Source organism: Dysgonomonas sp. HDW5B (genome assembly GCF_011299335.1).
GTDB lineage: Bacteria > Bacteroidota > Bacteroidia > Bacteroidales > Dysgonomonadaceae > Dysgonomonas_A.
Genome location: NZ_CP049858.1, coordinates 522385 through 536558 on the forward strand (window position 1 = coordinate 522385; position 14174 = coordinate 536558).

General features: G+C 38.3%; 15 protein-coding genes. 3 read left to right on the forward strand and 12 right to left on the reverse strand.

Annotated elements, in window-relative coordinates; translation table 11 throughout:
* Positions 1–305: 305 nt before the first annotated feature.
* The 4 genes from G7051_RS02100 to G7051_RS02115 form a co-directional block, all read right to left on the reverse strand.
* Entirely contained in the window at positions 306–497 is a 192-nt protein-coding gene (locus G7051_RS02100; protein WP_166198172.1) for an EamA family transporter, read from the reverse strand.
* Positions 494–1210: a DMT family transporter gene (locus G7051_RS02105; protein ID WP_166198174.1), complete on the reverse strand. Its 717-nt coding sequence runs from the start codon at positions 1208–1210 to the stop codon at positions 494–496. The genes G7051_RS02100 and G7051_RS02105 overlap by 4 nt, the downstream gene beginning before the upstream one ends.
* Before the next feature lie 114 nt (positions 1211–1324).
* Positions 1325–1732 carry a DoxX family protein gene (locus G7051_RS02110; RefSeq protein WP_166198176.1) on the reverse strand — a complete coding sequence of 136 codons (408 nt, stop codon included), beginning with the start codon at positions 1730–1732 and terminating at the stop codon, positions 1325–1327.
* A gap of 20 nt (positions 1733–1752) precedes the next feature.
* On the reverse strand, positions 1753–3009 hold the full coding sequence (locus G7051_RS02115; RefSeq protein WP_166198178.1) for a hypothetical protein: 1257 nt from the start codon (positions 3007–3009) through the stop codon (positions 1753–1755).
* Positions 3010–3237: 228 nt separating this feature from the next.
* On the opposite strand from G7051_RS02115, the gene G7051_RS02120 reads away from it, so the two are divergent.
* Positions 3238–3798 (forward strand): AraC family transcriptional regulator, encoded by a 561-nt coding sequence (locus G7051_RS02120; protein WP_166198180.1) that lies wholly within the window; start codon positions 3238–3240, stop codon positions 3796–3798.
* 76 nt (positions 3799–3874) lie between these two features.
* Here the strand turns inward: G7051_RS02120 and G7051_RS02125 are convergent, their stop codons facing one another.
* The 8 genes from G7051_RS02125 to G7051_RS02155 all read right to left on the reverse strand — a co-directional run bounded on the left by G7051_RS02125 (position 3875) and on the right by G7051_RS02155 (position 13184).
* The gene (locus G7051_RS02125) at positions 3875–4537 is read right to left on the reverse strand and encodes an oxidoreductase (protein ID WP_166198182.1); all 663 of its coding nucleotides are present in this window, start codon (positions 4535–4537) and stop codon (positions 3875–3877) included.
* An 18-nt stretch (positions 4538–4555) separates the two neighbouring features.
* Complete coding sequence (locus G7051_RS02130; RefSeq protein ID WP_370522982.1) at positions 4556–5893, reverse strand: NAD(P)-dependent oxidoreductase; 1338 nt, start codon at positions 5891–5893, stop codon at positions 4556–4558.
* Positions 5894–6000: 107 nt separating this feature from the next.
* Positions 6001–6765, reverse strand: a complete 765-nt coding sequence (locus G7051_RS02135; protein WP_370522995.1) for a peptidylprolyl isomerase — start codon at positions 6763–6765, stop codon at positions 6001–6003.
* A 212-nt stretch (positions 6766–6977) separates the two neighbouring features.
* Positions 6978–7418, reverse strand: a complete 441-nt coding sequence (locus G7051_RS02140; RefSeq protein ID WP_166198186.1) for a DUF937 domain-containing protein — start codon at positions 7416–7418, stop codon at positions 6978–6980.
* Positions 7419–7600: 182 nt separating this feature from the next.
* Positions 7601–10819 (reverse strand): carbamoyl-phosphate synthase (glutamine-hydrolyzing) large subunit, encoded by a 3219-nt coding sequence (carB, locus tag G7051_RS02145; protein ID WP_255493358.1) that lies wholly within the window; start codon positions 10817–10819, stop codon positions 7601–7603.
* A 105-nt stretch (positions 10820–10924) separates the two neighbouring features.
* Positions 10925–11995 carry a glutamine-hydrolyzing carbamoyl-phosphate synthase small subunit gene (gene carA / locus G7051_RS18230; protein WP_166110306.1) on the reverse strand — a complete coding sequence of 357 codons (1071 nt, stop codon included), beginning with the start codon at positions 11993–11995 and terminating at the stop codon, positions 10925–10927.
* Positions 11996–12296: 301 nt separating this feature from the next.
* Entirely contained in the window at positions 12297–12767 is a 471-nt protein-coding gene (locus G7051_RS02150) for a hypothetical protein (protein WP_166110309.1), read from the reverse strand.
* Between the two features lie 9 nt (positions 12768–12776).
* The gene (locus tag G7051_RS02155) at positions 12777–13184 is read right to left on the reverse strand and encodes a hypothetical protein (protein WP_166110312.1); all 408 of its coding nucleotides are present in this window, start codon (positions 13182–13184) and stop codon (positions 12777–12779) included.
* A 173-nt stretch (positions 13185–13357) separates the two neighbouring features.
* On the opposite strand from G7051_RS02155, the gene G7051_RS02160 reads away from it, so the two are divergent.
* Together G7051_RS02160 and G7051_RS02165 are read left to right on the forward strand one after the other, a co-directional pair.
* On the forward strand, positions 13358–13531 hold the full coding sequence (locus tag G7051_RS02160; RefSeq protein WP_166110315.1) for a hypothetical protein: 174 nt from the start codon (positions 13358–13360) through the stop codon (positions 13529–13531).
* Between the two features lie 163 nt (positions 13532–13694).
* Positions 13695–14171, forward strand: a complete 477-nt coding sequence (locus G7051_RS02165) for a glutathione peroxidase (RefSeq protein ID WP_166110318.1) — start codon at positions 13695–13697, stop codon at positions 14169–14171.
* Positions 14172–14174: the final 3 nt, after the last annotated feature.

A 14174-nucleotide genomic window follows, 5' to 3' on the forward strand; every position in this document is an offset into this window, starting at 1 on the left:
AGCGAATGCACTAAAAATACACATTAATACTGTGCATTGGAGCAATCAGCATTTACCCTTACAAAAAAGTTACAATTAAGATTACAAAATCAAACATAAATGTACATTTTCGAGTATCTTTTGTACACTTTTTGTCACCCTATTAAAACATTGTTATTCAAACAATAAACTCATAAAAGATTACAAAAGTGACAAAAGTGACACTTGCACATACATGCTTACTTTTGTCTCAAAAATGATTGGTTTATTTCCGTCTGAATTTATTCTATCGTTCATCATAAAGCTTTACTTTATAGATAAAACGGTTATTTCTTTTTAAACCAATTAACACCAAGTACACCTATAAAGATAAGTATAGAACTGACAATATGTATCCAAGTGATTGAGTCGCCAAGAATGGTGACTCCCGCAAATATGGCGACAACAGGCACGAAGTTTGCGAATATACCTAACTTTGAAGCTTCTACACGGGCATACGAATAATTGCTGAGTATCAAAATGTAAGGGAAGATGACAAAACTCCAAGATACAAGATAGTGACCACGTATTCGAGTGACAATAATGGTTTCAAAAAGCTACTTTCAGATTCGGAATATATATATTTCCCGGCAGCTAACAAATTGAAAAACAAAGCCCCCAAAGCAATACAGAAAAATGCTAACGGAAACGGGGTAAAGCGCCCCCGAAGCTTTCGGGCAAAGACACCGTATGAAGACAATGCCAAGCTGGAAATCAACATCAATATATAGCCTAACACCGATCCGTCAGATCCAGCCCCGAGCATAATGGGTATGAATACAACGCCAAAGACTGATAGCATGGCAAAGAGAGCCTGTATGAGCGATATTTTTTCTTTTAAAACAAGAGCGGCAATAGCCATAGTCATCAACGGGAATACGGCATGTATTAATCCGGCTTCGGCAGAGCTAATATAACTCAACGCCCATATTTGTAATCCGAATGTAAGTGTAGGATAAAGCAACGCCATAAAAAGACCCCACGAAAGGTCTTCTTTTTTTAGCAACAATTTATTTCTTCCCCAAATTGCTATTGGCAGCAAGGCTAAAAACGCAATACCAAATCGATGAGCCAAAGCATCCAAAGGATGTGCGTGTGCCAATGATATTTTCACGAATAGAAATGAGAATCCGATTATAAAGGTGATAGCAACTGTTGCCATGTATCCTTTTGAAGTTTCTGATAGTTTCATATGCTCTTCATTTTAGTGATAATAAAAACACTTCTTTTCGATTCCAGATAAACACCTACATTTATTCTCTTTTCGCAAAAGAACCATGTACTCAGTTTCTTTATTTAAAAACTTTTATTTCAACGCTTCCTCCGGCATCTCCATTTTGGAAGCAAGCAAAGCCATAGCCAATAATCCGCCAACAATAGCTATATTCTGTATAAAGTCTAGAAAGGAGGTTTGGAACATCATCCCTTCCATTGCCCAGAAATTGTGCATCATAAAAGTTAGTGCCAACATAAATCCTGCTAAAATTACAGACACCCATTTAGTCTTAAAATTTATAATTAACAGCACTGCACCTGCCAGTTCCAGAAAAGTTGCTATTGCCAATAAAACATCTACCATTGGCAACCCTTTGGATGCCATCCACATTGCAGGTTTATCCCATGCTACCACTTTATGAATACCTGCTACTAAAAATGTTATGGCAACGAGAAATCTTGCTATAAAATAAACCGGTTTTATAAATGAATTATTCATAATGATTTTTATTAAAGAATTTAAAACATAAAACTTGTACCTAATGCTATCTGATCAGCACTTGTTCTTTTGATTTGAGCAGCTTCATTATTCACGGTATTCCATTTTGTCTGTGCTCTGAAATACTCTAATGAGATATTAACCGGACCCAGATTATATTTGAGCATCGGCACAAAGATTTGATTATGCAGACGTGAATCTCCTGTAACAGCTTTCTTGACATCACCATCATTCGGATTATCATACCCATACATAAACCAGGCACTAAGCCTCTTGTTGAACGCATAACCTGCTTGTGCCCACGCTCCATTGCCTCTTATATCGCCAAACTGAAGCAGGTTACCCCATATTTGTCCAATCGCTCGCCCTGTGTTTGCACTACCTTGCAGTGTTATATTATCATATGCAAGTATAGTTCCCAACTGGATAGCTTTACCTGTCAGCCCCGTGTAATCTTTTGTTAATGGATTGTAGATTTGCTTTCTGTCGTAATGGCCTACCAAGCTTACTTCCCATTTGAAAGCTTTGGAGCGATTTTCTATAAAAACTCCTACTTCAGTTTGTGGAACCCCAATTTCTCCGGCATCGCGACCATAAGGCTCACTCGCAGCTCCTAACCAACTACCTCTAAAGATGGCAGCATCAAGCCTGATTTTTGTTGATGATTGGTTAGAATTAAGATTTTGATATACAAATAATCCGGGATTTCTGAATCCGATTCCTCCGGCAGAACCGTATCCCATTGCAAAATGGGTTACCGATGCCGGAAATGTAGCAACCATAGGAGTCCAAGCCTGTCCTAAACGGATTCGGGTTTGATTTTTATGCAGTTCCACATAACCGACTCTCAATCGTGGTAGCAAATTCTCGTCTGCAAACCCTCCCTGCCCGGCATATCCTCCCAGAAAATCAATCTCGACTCTTCCCGAAGCAGTCCAATTGTCGGGCAGATTATAGGCTGTAGCCTTCAGTATGATCCATGTCTTTCTCAGATCTCCTCCAAATTGATTCTTTTTATCTGCCGGTTGAGCGGCATTTGCCCACATGGTAATAGAACCGTCTCCCATGCCGAAACTGCCATTCTGATAAAATCCCGACGCTGTAATTACACCGTTCAATGATGTTTTAATAATAGGCTTGTTACCTGCTTTGGCAAACTCGGCGGAATCGGGTCTTTGCACTATTGGGAAATTAGTATCTATCTGAGCTATAGCTTCTGTACTTATCAATGCCAAGAGCATTACTATAAATAAGTATCTGACTTTATTTTGTATCATAATTAGTTTGTTTTTATCGTTTAACAAATTGATACTGCAAAGTTCATGTATGGAGCATAATAATATGTTACAATATTTTGGAGTTAATTTATATTATTTCAAGGATCAGTAAACCTTGAAAAAGATTCGGGAAATAGTGTAATATATAAACGATCTTTTTGGGTAGATTTGTGTTTAATAAATAAATGGCGGTGTTAGTTTCAAGTTAATAAATACCTATTTTTATATATGAAATATTACGTAAAAAACATGGTCTGCGACCGTTGTAAGATGGTGGTCAAACAGGAAATCGAAAAACTCGGTTTGCAAGTATTATCTATATCGCTAGGGGAGATTGAATTGATTGAAGATTTAAACTCCGAACAGAAACAGCATGTAAAAGAAGTTTTAGAGACTTTAGGTTTTTCATTAATTGACGACAAAAAAAGCCGGCTGATAGAACAAGTAAAGACTATAATCATAGAACTGGTACATCATGATAACAGCGAGTTGAAAATAAATTTATCCGATTATCTGAGCGACCGCCTGCATCTCGATTATAATTATATAAGCAATCTGTATTCGGAAGTAGAGGGCACAACTATCGAAAAATACTATATAGCCCAAAAGATAGAGAGGGTAAAAGAATTAATCGTTTACGATGAACTGACTTTAAGTGAAATAGCTTTTAAACTAAACTACTCGAGCGTTGCTCATCTTAGTAGCCAGTTTAAGAAAACAACGGGACTGACTCCGTCTTACTTCAAAAATATTAAAGCTGAGAAACGTAAACCTTTAGATAAGGTGTAAAAGATATAAAAACGTCAAAAAAACAGTAAAACTTCTCAGCTTAATGGGATATAAGACAGTTGAAAATATATCTTTTTTATAAGGACTGGATTTTGTCGGACTCGTAAATATGGAATCCTTCGGTTGCAGCCTGAGCTACAGTATACATGGCTTCTGCCACGCGGTGAGCTTCTATAGGTTTGTATTTTTTCAGTTTTCCGATTAAGCAGAACGAGAAAAGTTTCATCACCACTTCGCCCACTTTCTCCATAGGTCGTACATCTTTACGTTCTCCCAAAAGAGAAGACGGACGAAAGACTGACGTAGATGGTATATTTATTTGTCGCACCGAGTCTTCGCATTCACCCTTCGTTTTCAAATAAAAAACAGATGAGCCTGCATTAGCCCCTATCGAAGTAACTAATAAATATTGCTTAACTCCGTTTTCTTTTGCTGTCGCAGCAAATTTCACGGGGTAATCGTAATCTACCTTTCTGAAAGCTTCACGCGTCTTAGCCTGTTTAATGGTAGTACCCAAACAACAAAACAAATCATCGCCCTTTACCAAACGCGCATAGCTATCAGGTTTATCAAAATCAATAATATGCTGAGTCAGCTTAGGATGATTTCGGAATATTTCTTTACGAACAAAAATAACGACAGAGCTATATTCTTCACTATTGAGTAAAATATCAAGTAAGAAGCTTCCGATCAATCCGGAAGCTCCTAACAATATAGCAGTTTTATTATTTCTGTTCATCTTCAAAAAATTTCGGGATTATACCCCTAATAATTTTACGGCATCTACATATTGCGATATACCCGAAGCCACACGTTTTGCTTCGCGCATTGCCAATACTACCGTTTGAGGTGTATGAACCACATCACCGCCAGCAAATACACCTCTGCGAGATGTCATTCCGTAAGGATGCTCTTTGGTTGTAATGTATCCACGCTCATCCACGTCAATACCCAAAGAAGTAGATACAATTTTATTTGCAGGCTTAGAACCTACCGCCATAAATATCCGGTCTACGGGCAGAGTTATTTCACCCTCGGCAGTATCCACCTTCAAGCCCGATAATATGCGGTTACCTTTCACCTCTTTTCCTACAAATTCTTTGGTACTCGCTTCCAGCAAGAACTGAACGCCCTCGGCTTTTGCCTCCATGAATTCGGAGCGTAAAGCAGGCATATCTTCCTCTTTTCTGCGATAAACAATAGTCACACTCTCAGCTCCCATTCGCAAAGCTGTACGGGCAGCATCCATGGCTACGTTTCCGGCTCCAATGATAGCAACTTTATCGCCTTTACGTAAAGGAACCTCCTGACGGTTGATATCTCCACTGGCAAACAAACTCACCATCCGCAAAAAGTAGGCTGATTGCGAAACTCCGAAAAGGTTGCTTCCTTCGATATTCACCGATTGAGGTACTGCTGTACCCGAACCGATAAAAACGGCATCAAAACCTTCTTCGAACATGGCATCTACCGTAATATCTTCACCAACGGTGCAATTGTTTCGAAAATTAACACCAAGAGCTTCTATTTTTTTAACCTCACGGCGTGTTATCTCGTTAGGCAACCTGTATTCGGGAATACCATATAGCAACACTCCTCCGGGTTCTTTTTGTCCTTCAAAAACAACAACATTAAAACCATCTCTCGCCAAATCGCCTGCTACGGTAAGACCCGCAGGACCCGAGCCGATAACAGCCACCTTGCCTCTGGTTTTAGCTTTAAGACGTTCTTTCGACAATCCCATCTCACTGTCAAAATCGGCAATAAACCGTTCCAGTTTACCAACCTTCACCGGATTGCCTTTCTTGTTGAGAATGCAATGACCCTCGCATTGTTTTTCGTGAGGACATACCCTGCCGCATATTGCAGGCAAGTTACTCTTCTCATTTATCAGCTCCATTGCCCCTCCGATATTACCTTTAGATAACTGATGTATCCATTCGGGAATTTTATGTTCTATCGGGCAACCTTGCACACACAACGGATTCTTGCAATTTAAGCATCGCTTGGCTTCGTCAATAGCCTCTTTCAATGTATAGCCGGCATGTAATTCAGCTAAGCCTATAACTTGTTCTCTGTCAATATATTTATCCACCTCTAGTAAGTTATGTTTGTTCTGGATAGCAAAGATATGTATTTTTTGCAATATCAGATTATCAATTCAATCTATCCCTTATATGTAAAATCTATATAAAAAAAGATTTATTCAGTAACGATCTTTACATCCATCTTGATATTCTCAACAGGACGATCTTGGGCATTTGTTTTTACCTTCTCTATTTTTTCGATTACATCAAATCCCTCAATAACTTCTCCGAATACAGTATAGCCTCCATCTAAACTAGGTGCACCACCTATGGCTTTATAAGCGTCGCGTTGTTGTGGCGAAAATACATTTGCCACATCTGTTTTAGATTCCTCCTGAGCCTCAGCATACAATCGCTGTCTCAATTCGGCCAAAGAGTCACGGTCTCCACTGCTATAAAAATCTTTGATCGCACTTTTATATTCTAACTGAAGTTCGTTAAATCTCTTTTGAACCATTTTCTCCTGACGTTGCTGCTCAATCTTATTCAGTTCTTTATCCGAATATTTTTTTCCTGTAACAATATAAAACTGAATGGCAGACGATTCTCTATTCGGATTTACATCATCTCCTGTACGTGCAGCAGCTAAAGCCCCTTTTTTATGAAAATATTTAGGTATTCTAAATTCAGCAGGCACGGTATAATCCAAGTCGCCTCCTCCCAAATTCGAACCATCGGCTGCAACTCGGGATTGAGGATCGCCTCCCTGAATCATAAAATCTTTGATAACACGGTGAAACAACAGGTCTTTATAAGCACTGTCATTGATTAGTTTCAAAAAATTGGCTTTATGCAAAGGCGTGTCATTATACAGTTTCAGTTTAATATTACCGAATGTTGTTTCGACTACTACCAGAGTATCTTTTTCTTGTGAATTAATATTGCTCATTGTTATAAAAATAAATAGTAATAAGGTCATCGACCTCTTTATTGTTGCTGTGAGTGTTGACATAGTTGACATGTGATAACGTGTTAAAAATGGAAAGTACAAAGGTAAGTTTTTTTAGTTATTTCCGATAAAAAAATGAAAGACTCTCGCAATGCTTGTACCACATTGTGAGAGTCTTTTAATCCCTAGAAAACTTATATATTCTATTTATTACCGAATAATCCTCCAAGCATTCCTAAAAGACCTCCACCACTTTTTCCTCCAAGAGCTCCGATAAGCGATTCTACGGTAAATTCTTCATCGTTGGGATCGTTTGCTTTTTGAGAAAATAAACTCATTATAGCAGGAATCACTGCCGAAGCAATACTATTGGCTATATCTTTATTTAATCCCAATTTCTCACTTAATGCATTTACAACAGAACTTTGCAGACTACTCACAATATTGCCACCACCCGATTCTCCGGAAAACATACTAGTTATTGAAGATATATTATCAGGGGTAAAGTATTCTTTCAATCCTTCAACAACAGTAGAGGTAGTAGTTTCAACAACCGCAGATCTTTTGTCTGCGGGAATATTTTCATTATTAGCAATAGCAGGCACTACCTGCTCTTTTACTAAATCTATAATTCCTTCTAGCATATCCTTATCAATTAAATTATAAAAGGTTGGGTTACTTATTGCATTTTTCTATTAAAACATCGGAATATATGTTTTGTTCAAAGCATAATAACCTCAACATTAGATTAGAATAATAAAATAAGAAAGGGCAGATTAATCTGCCCTTTATATACTAGTATCAATCAAGATATGATTCGAATTATTTATTCGTATTCATCCCATGCTTTGATCTCAAGATCATCCACATTCACTTTGCAGAATGCTTGGATAAATGCCGATGCCAATCGAGAGTTTGTAAGCAATGGAACATTAAAGTCGATAGCTGCTCTACGAATCTTGTATCCATTATTCAACTCGCTGCTCGAAAAGTTCTTAGGTATGTTTACCACTAAGTCGATCTGTTTGTTTTGGATCATTTCCAAAGCACTCGGTTTTTGATCTTCCGATGGCCAGTATACCTGAGTAGCAGGTACTCCGTTATCTACCAAGAATTTCTGTGAGCCACCTGTTGCATAGATGTCGTATCCTTTTTCGTGAAGCAGTTGTGCTGCCTCTAACAATGCCACTTTCGATTTAGCAGGTCCTGTAGAGAAAAGCACCGTTTTCTTAGGTATACGGTATCCTACCGACAACATCGATTTAAGCATTGCATCGTGGAAGTTGTCTCCGATACATCCCACCTCACCCGTAGAAGCCATATCAACTCCCAAAACAGGGTCGGCTTTTTGCAGACGAGAGAACGAGAACTGAGATGCTTTGATTCCGACATAATCCAAATCGAAAGCATTCTTGCTTGGTTTCTCAACCTTCAGACCCAACATTACCTGAGTAGCCAGTTCGATAAAGTTAATCTTCAACACTTTCGATACAAATGGGAATGAGCGTGAAGCTCTCAGGTTACACTCGATAACCTTTATCTCGTTTTCTTTTGCAAGGAACTGAATATTGAAAGGTCCTGATATTTGCAGTGCATGAGCAATCTCACGAGCTACTTTTTTCACCCGACGGATAGTTTCCACATACAAACGCTGTGCAGGGAACTGAATGGTAGCATCACCCGAGTGAACTCCGGCAAACTCTACGTGTTCAGAAATTGCATACATCACGATGTCTCCTTTGTCTGCTACCGCATCAAACTCAACCTCTTTTGCATTCTCTATAAATTCAGACACAACCACCGGATGTTTTTTCGACACCTCAGCTGCCAGTCCCAAGAAGTTTTCCAACTCCTGATCGTTAGAGCAAACATTCATCGCCGCACCCGAAAGTACATAAGACGGACGGATCAACACGGGATAACCCACTTCATCTACGAATAGTTTGATATCATCCAGAGAAGTCAGCTCTTTCCAACGTGGTTGGTCTACTTTTATTCTATCCAACATGCTCGAGAATTTGTGACGATCCTCAGCATTATCTATACTTTTAGCAGTTGTACCCAAGATATTTACTTTAGCCTCATCCAAGCGGATAGCCAAGTTATTAGGTATCTGTCCTCCTACCGAAAGGATCACCCCATGAGGATTTTCCAGTTCGATAATATCCATCACACGCTCGTACGTCAACTCATCAAAGTACAGGCGGTCACACATATCGTAGTCGGTAGAAACCGTCTCAGGGTTGTAGTTGATCATTACCGAGCGGTAACCTTCTTTTCGGACAGTTTGCAAAGCATTCACCGAACACCAGTCGAACTCTACCGAAGAACCGATACGGTATGCTCCCGAACCGAGAACGATAACCGATTTGTGGTCACCCAAATATTTCACATCATTCGTTCTGCCATTGTAAGTCAGATACAAATAATTGGTTTGTGCAGGATATTCTGCAGCCAATGTATCGATCTGTTTCACGACAGGAACTATTCCGTGTTGCTTTCTGATCGTACGGATGTCTCTTGCAGCATTGTCAACCAAGCTGGGTTCTTTACAAATTGTTTTTGCAATCTGAAAATCCGAGAATCCTTTTTGTTTCGAAGTACGAAGCAAATCTATGGGTAGTGATTGTATATCGTCGTATTTCTTCAATTCTTGCGAACATTTGAAGATAATATTCAATTTTTGCAAGAACCATTTATCGATTTTAGTCAGATCATGAATCTTGTCGATGTCGTATCCTTTAGCAAATGCCTGATATATGTAGAATATACGTTTATCGGTAGGGTTACTCAATTCGTAATCGATATCGTCTACAGGAAGAGGCTTGTTTGCCGTAAATCCGTGCATACCGATATTCAACATACGCAGCCCTTTTTGTATCGCCTCTTCGAAGTTACGACCGATAGCCATAATCTCTCCAACAGACTTCATACTCGAACCGATTTCTTTAGATACTCCATGGAATTTACCTAAATCCCAACGAGGTATTTTTACTACGATGTAGTCAAGAGCAGGCTCAAAGAATGCACTTGTTGATTTCGTTACCGAATTTTTCAGTTCGAATAGTCCGTAACCCAAACCTAATTTAGCAGCTACAAAAGCCAACGGATAACCTGTTGCTTTAGATGCCAAGGCAGATGAACGGCTCAAACGGGCATTCACTTCGATTACTCGATAATCTTCCGACTCAGGGTCGAATGCGTATTGTACATTACACTCCCCTACTATGCCGATATGTCTTACAATTCGGATAGCAATCTCGCGTAATTTATGAAATTCTGAATTTGTAAGCGTTTGTGACGGAGCAACTACAATACTCTCACCGGTATGAATACCTAGCGGGTCGAAATTCTCCATGTTACAAACCGTCATACAGTTGTCGTACTTATCGCGTACCACTTCGTATTCTATTTCTTTCCAACCTTTTAGTGATCTTTCGACCAAAAGCTGTGAAGAATAGTTCAATGCTTTTTCAGCCAAAGTACGAAGCTCTTGTTCGTTGTTACAGAATCCCGAACCTAAGCCTCCTAAAGCGTATGCTGCACGTACAATGATGGGATAACCTAATTCGGCTGCTGCTTTTACAGCATCTTCGATAGATCCAACCGCCATACTTTTGATGGTTTTCACATCTATCTGATCCAGTTTTTGAACGAACAACTCACGATCTTCGGTATCCATGATTGCCTGAACAGGCGTACCCAAAACTCTCAGGTTGTATTTATCAAGAATACCTTGTTCGAATAGTTGAACACCGCAATTCAATGCAGTTTGTCCACCAAAAGCAAGAAGTATTCCATCGGGTTTTTCCTTTTGTACTACCTTCTCCACAAAGTATGGAGTGATAGGCAGGAAATATATTTTATCTGCACTTCCTTCCGAAGTTTGCACGGTAGCAATATTCGGATTGATGAGCACTGTCTCGATTCCTTCTTCTTTCAAAGCCTTCAAAGCCTGAGAACCCGAGTAGTCAAACTCTCCCGCTTCTCCGATCTTCAATGCTCCCGAACCGAGTACCAGAACTTTCTTTATATCTTTATCCATTGTATTATAAGTATTATAGATATTAATTACTGTTTTTTTCATGTAGGGGTGAATAATCATTCACCCTAAAAATCCATCGGGCAAATATTTATTTGCCCCTACATATCACAGTTTATCAAAAAACATATCGAATATGAAATCTGTATCAGTAGGACCGCTGGCAGCTTCGGGGTGAAACTGTGCAGAGAAGAATGGTTTCGTTTTGTGACGAATACCTTCATTCGTTCCATCATTTAGGTTCGTGAAGAGTGGTTCCCAATCCTCGCCCAGAGATGCGTTCGATACTGCAAATCCGTGATTTTGAGAAGTGATGAAACATCTTTCGCTGTTAGCCAATCGTACAGGTTGATTGTGACTACGGTGTCCATATTTTAATTTATAAACAGTAGCTCCACCCGCTTTCGACAATAATTGGTTACCCATGCAGATTCCACAGATAGGTTTACCTGTTTCCATTGCCTTGCGTATATTTTGAACTGTCACTTCACAAAAATCGGGATTACCCGGTCCGTTCGAAATAAACAATCCGTCAAATTCTATCTGATTAAAGTCATAATCCCAAGGCACACGTATCAGAGTAATATCTCTCTTCAACAGGCAGCGGATTATGTTATGTTTCACTCCACAGTCAACCAGAACCACTTTTTTATCTCCTGTTCCGTAAGTTATAACTTCCGCACAGCTTGCTTTCGCAACTTGATTTTCAATATTCGGGTCTAAAAAGTCAATTTCATTTTCGTCTCCAAAAACGATTTTACCTTTCATCGAACCTTTTTCTCTAAGAATCTTGGTTAACTCACGTGTATCTATACCATAAATTCCGGGTACATTATGCTCTTTAAGCCATTCACCCAAACTTTTCTTTGCATTCCAGTGAGAATACTCATGTGAGTAATCCGAAATAATCAGACCACTAATCTGGATTTTTTCCGACTCGAAAAAGTCCGAAATACCATTGGTAAAAGAATCCTCGGGAACTCCGTAATTACCAACTAGGGGAAATGTTACTGTGAGGATTTGTCCGATGTAAGAAGGGTCGGTAAGACTCTCCGGATAGCCAACCATAGCAGTACTAAATACTACTTCTCCGGCTGCCGCCTTCTCAGCACCAAAAGACCTTCCGTCAAAGATAGTCCCATCATCAAGAATCAATCGTACAGGTTTGTCTGTCTGCATTTTGCGATAGAATTATATATATTAAAAAATGAGTGTTTATGAGTTCACAGGTAGGTAAAAAAAAGGAACAAGAGTTACGAGAACCTGTTCCTTTTATAATACTTTATATATTTTCTTCGTTGTAATCATCTATAAATATCGTCTCAAATACCCTGTGAATATCTGAGTTACAAAAGTAATAAATAATATTGTAATATTAAAGTATATTTTGCTGATAAATGATTATAAATTTATATTAAAAAAATGCAGGCTAAAAATAACTCCAACCTGCATTCTTTTTGGATAAATATTTTATGTGCTTTTATTCTACATCTAAGTTCATTTCCAAACGCATCTCTTCTTTCACCTTCTCCCAATCGCCGGCTACATTCCAGGAGTGGTTCAGTGTGTCTTTGTCTATAAAATCATTCATTGTCTTATAAGAATGTATAAGCTCATCATAATAAACCTCGTGAATACCTGTCTTAAAGAACTCTTCACGACTCATGTCAAAAATCATGTGATTATCTTTTACTATGGTATATTTATACATTAATGTAGTCATAGCTCGCGCAAACTCTTTCTGTTCTGGCGTATACACATCCATGGGAGCATTTATCGAATCTCCTCTAAATAATAGACTATCGGGGATAATAAGAATATTTTTGATACTATCCGGCCAATGCCATTCTTTATCTTGCGGTGTATTACTTATACTACTTCCCCTCAATCCATAAATAGAAAATACTCCTACAATTAATAAAATTGATAAACTAATTAGAATCTTTTTCATTATATAATTTTAAAATATTAATTGCCAATTTGCATAACCGCCGTTAGGATCTGATGGTTGAAAAAATATTTCAACCCACTCATTTGATGCCATAAGAGGTACATCAACTGTTACAGGCACAGCCAAGCCACCACTTCCAGTATTTATTTTTATAGTGTTTTGAGACTTTGTCTTACATATGTAATTTTGCCAAGCAACAGCTCCACCACCACAAGTAAACCGTACAGCTTTTGCTCCATTAGGACAGAAAAAAGCATCGCTAACCATTTGTTGATCTATAGAAGTCAATAGTCCTGAACTTCTTTCGCCTCTTTGTTTAGGCAACTGATTCTGATTTAGCTTTTCAACTTTTTTCGTAATCCTACCTTGAACTTCTTTTTGAAGAAAATTACTCATTTGTTTTTGTCTTGTTTTCATCTGCTTTAATTTTTATTTATATTTAACAATTAAACTATAGATACACCTTCGTAGCTATGTTTCATTACATAGATAATTTTAATAGAAAATCAACAGGCTAAACGAGTAACTTCTCCATCGTTAGTTTATTTATTGTATTTTTGTACTTTACAATTAAATACAATTAAAACAATATGATGAAGCCCCGTCTCGGTATGACTGCCCGCACAGGAGAAAAATGCCCCAAAAGTGGAGTATGGAAAGCCATGGGAGTTCCCGAAACTGTTACGTTATCAGTTTCAAGAGGAAACAGAATGCCTGCAAATGGCAATAAAAATGTAAGCTGGAAACTGATTATTATGTTCTGATATCTATCTTTCAATTCTTTTGAAGAGTATAGGTATAATTAATAATCAGACAATATCAAACCCAATGAAAATATCGAAAAAGAAAATTTTCGCACTCTCAAGTATCGTGTTACTACTTATAATAGTAGCATATACTTTTTTATCACCCTTAAACACAACAGATATGAGCATTTATAATTATACAGTAAAAGACTCCAAAGGAAACGATGTCTCGATGGAAGAATATAAAGGTAAAGTAGTATTGATTGTAAACACTGCCACCGAGTGCGGTTTTACACCTCAATACAAAGACTTACAGGATTTATACCTGAAATATAAAGACCAAGGATTCGAAATATTGGATTTCCCTTGTAATCAATTTGCAGGTCAGGCACCGGGAACAGACGAAGAATTGGCTTCGTTCTGTGAAATGAAATACAATACAACGTTTAAAACATTTGCCAAGATTGATGTCAATGGAGATAATGCTGACCCGTTGTTCAAGTTTCTGAAAGAAAACAGCAAAGGTTTTATTACAGAAGCTATCAAATGGAATTTCACCAAATTCCTAATCGATCGCAACGGAAAGGTAGTAAAACGTTATGCACCAACAACCAACCCCTCCAAAATAGAGGGAGATATAGAGAAAGAATTACAGTAAACA

Coding starts and splice junctions, on each gene's coding strand:
- G7051_RS02155 (WP_166110312.1), bottom strand. CDS start 13,184: ATGAAAACAAGACAAAAACAAATGAGTAATTTTCTTCAAAAAGAAGTT.
- G7051_RS02125 (WP_166198182.1), bottom strand. CDS start 4,537: ATGAACAGAAATAATAAAACTGCTATATTGTTAGGAGCTTCCGGATTG.
- G7051_RS02105 (WP_166198174.1), bottom strand. CDS start 1,210: ATGAAACTATCAGAAACTTCAAAAGGATACATGGCAACAGTTGCTATC.
- G7051_RS02165 (WP_166110318.1), top strand. CDS start 13,695: ATGAGCATTTATAATTATACAGTAAAAGACTCCAAAGGAAACGATGTC.
- G7051_RS02120 (WP_166198180.1), top strand. CDS start 3,238: ATGAAATATTACGTAAAAAACATGGTCTGCGACCGTTGTAAGATGGTG.
- G7051_RS02160 (WP_166110315.1), top strand. CDS start 13,358: ATGATGAAGCCCCGTCTCGGTATGACTGCCCGCACAGGAGAAAAATGC.
- carA (WP_166110306.1), bottom strand. CDS start 11,995: ATGCAGACAGACAAACCTGTACGATTGATTCTTGATGATGGGACTATC.
- G7051_RS02110 (WP_166198176.1), bottom strand. CDS start 1,732: ATGAATAATTCATTTATAAAACCGGTTTATTTTATAGCAAGATTTCTC.
- carB (WP_255493358.1), bottom strand. CDS start 10,819: ATGGATAAAGATATAAAGAAAGTTCTGGTACTCGGTTCGGGAGCATTG.
- G7051_RS02140 (WP_166198186.1), bottom strand. CDS start 7,418: ATGCTAGAAGGAATTATAGATTTAGTAAAAGAGCAGGTAGTGCCTGCT.
- G7051_RS02150 (WP_166110309.1), bottom strand. CDS start 12,767: ATGAAAAAGATTCTAATTAGTTTATCAATTTTATTAATTGTAGGAGTA.
- G7051_RS02115 (WP_166198178.1), bottom strand. CDS start 3,009: ATGATACAAAATAAAGTCAGATACTTATTTATAGTAATGCTCTTGGCA.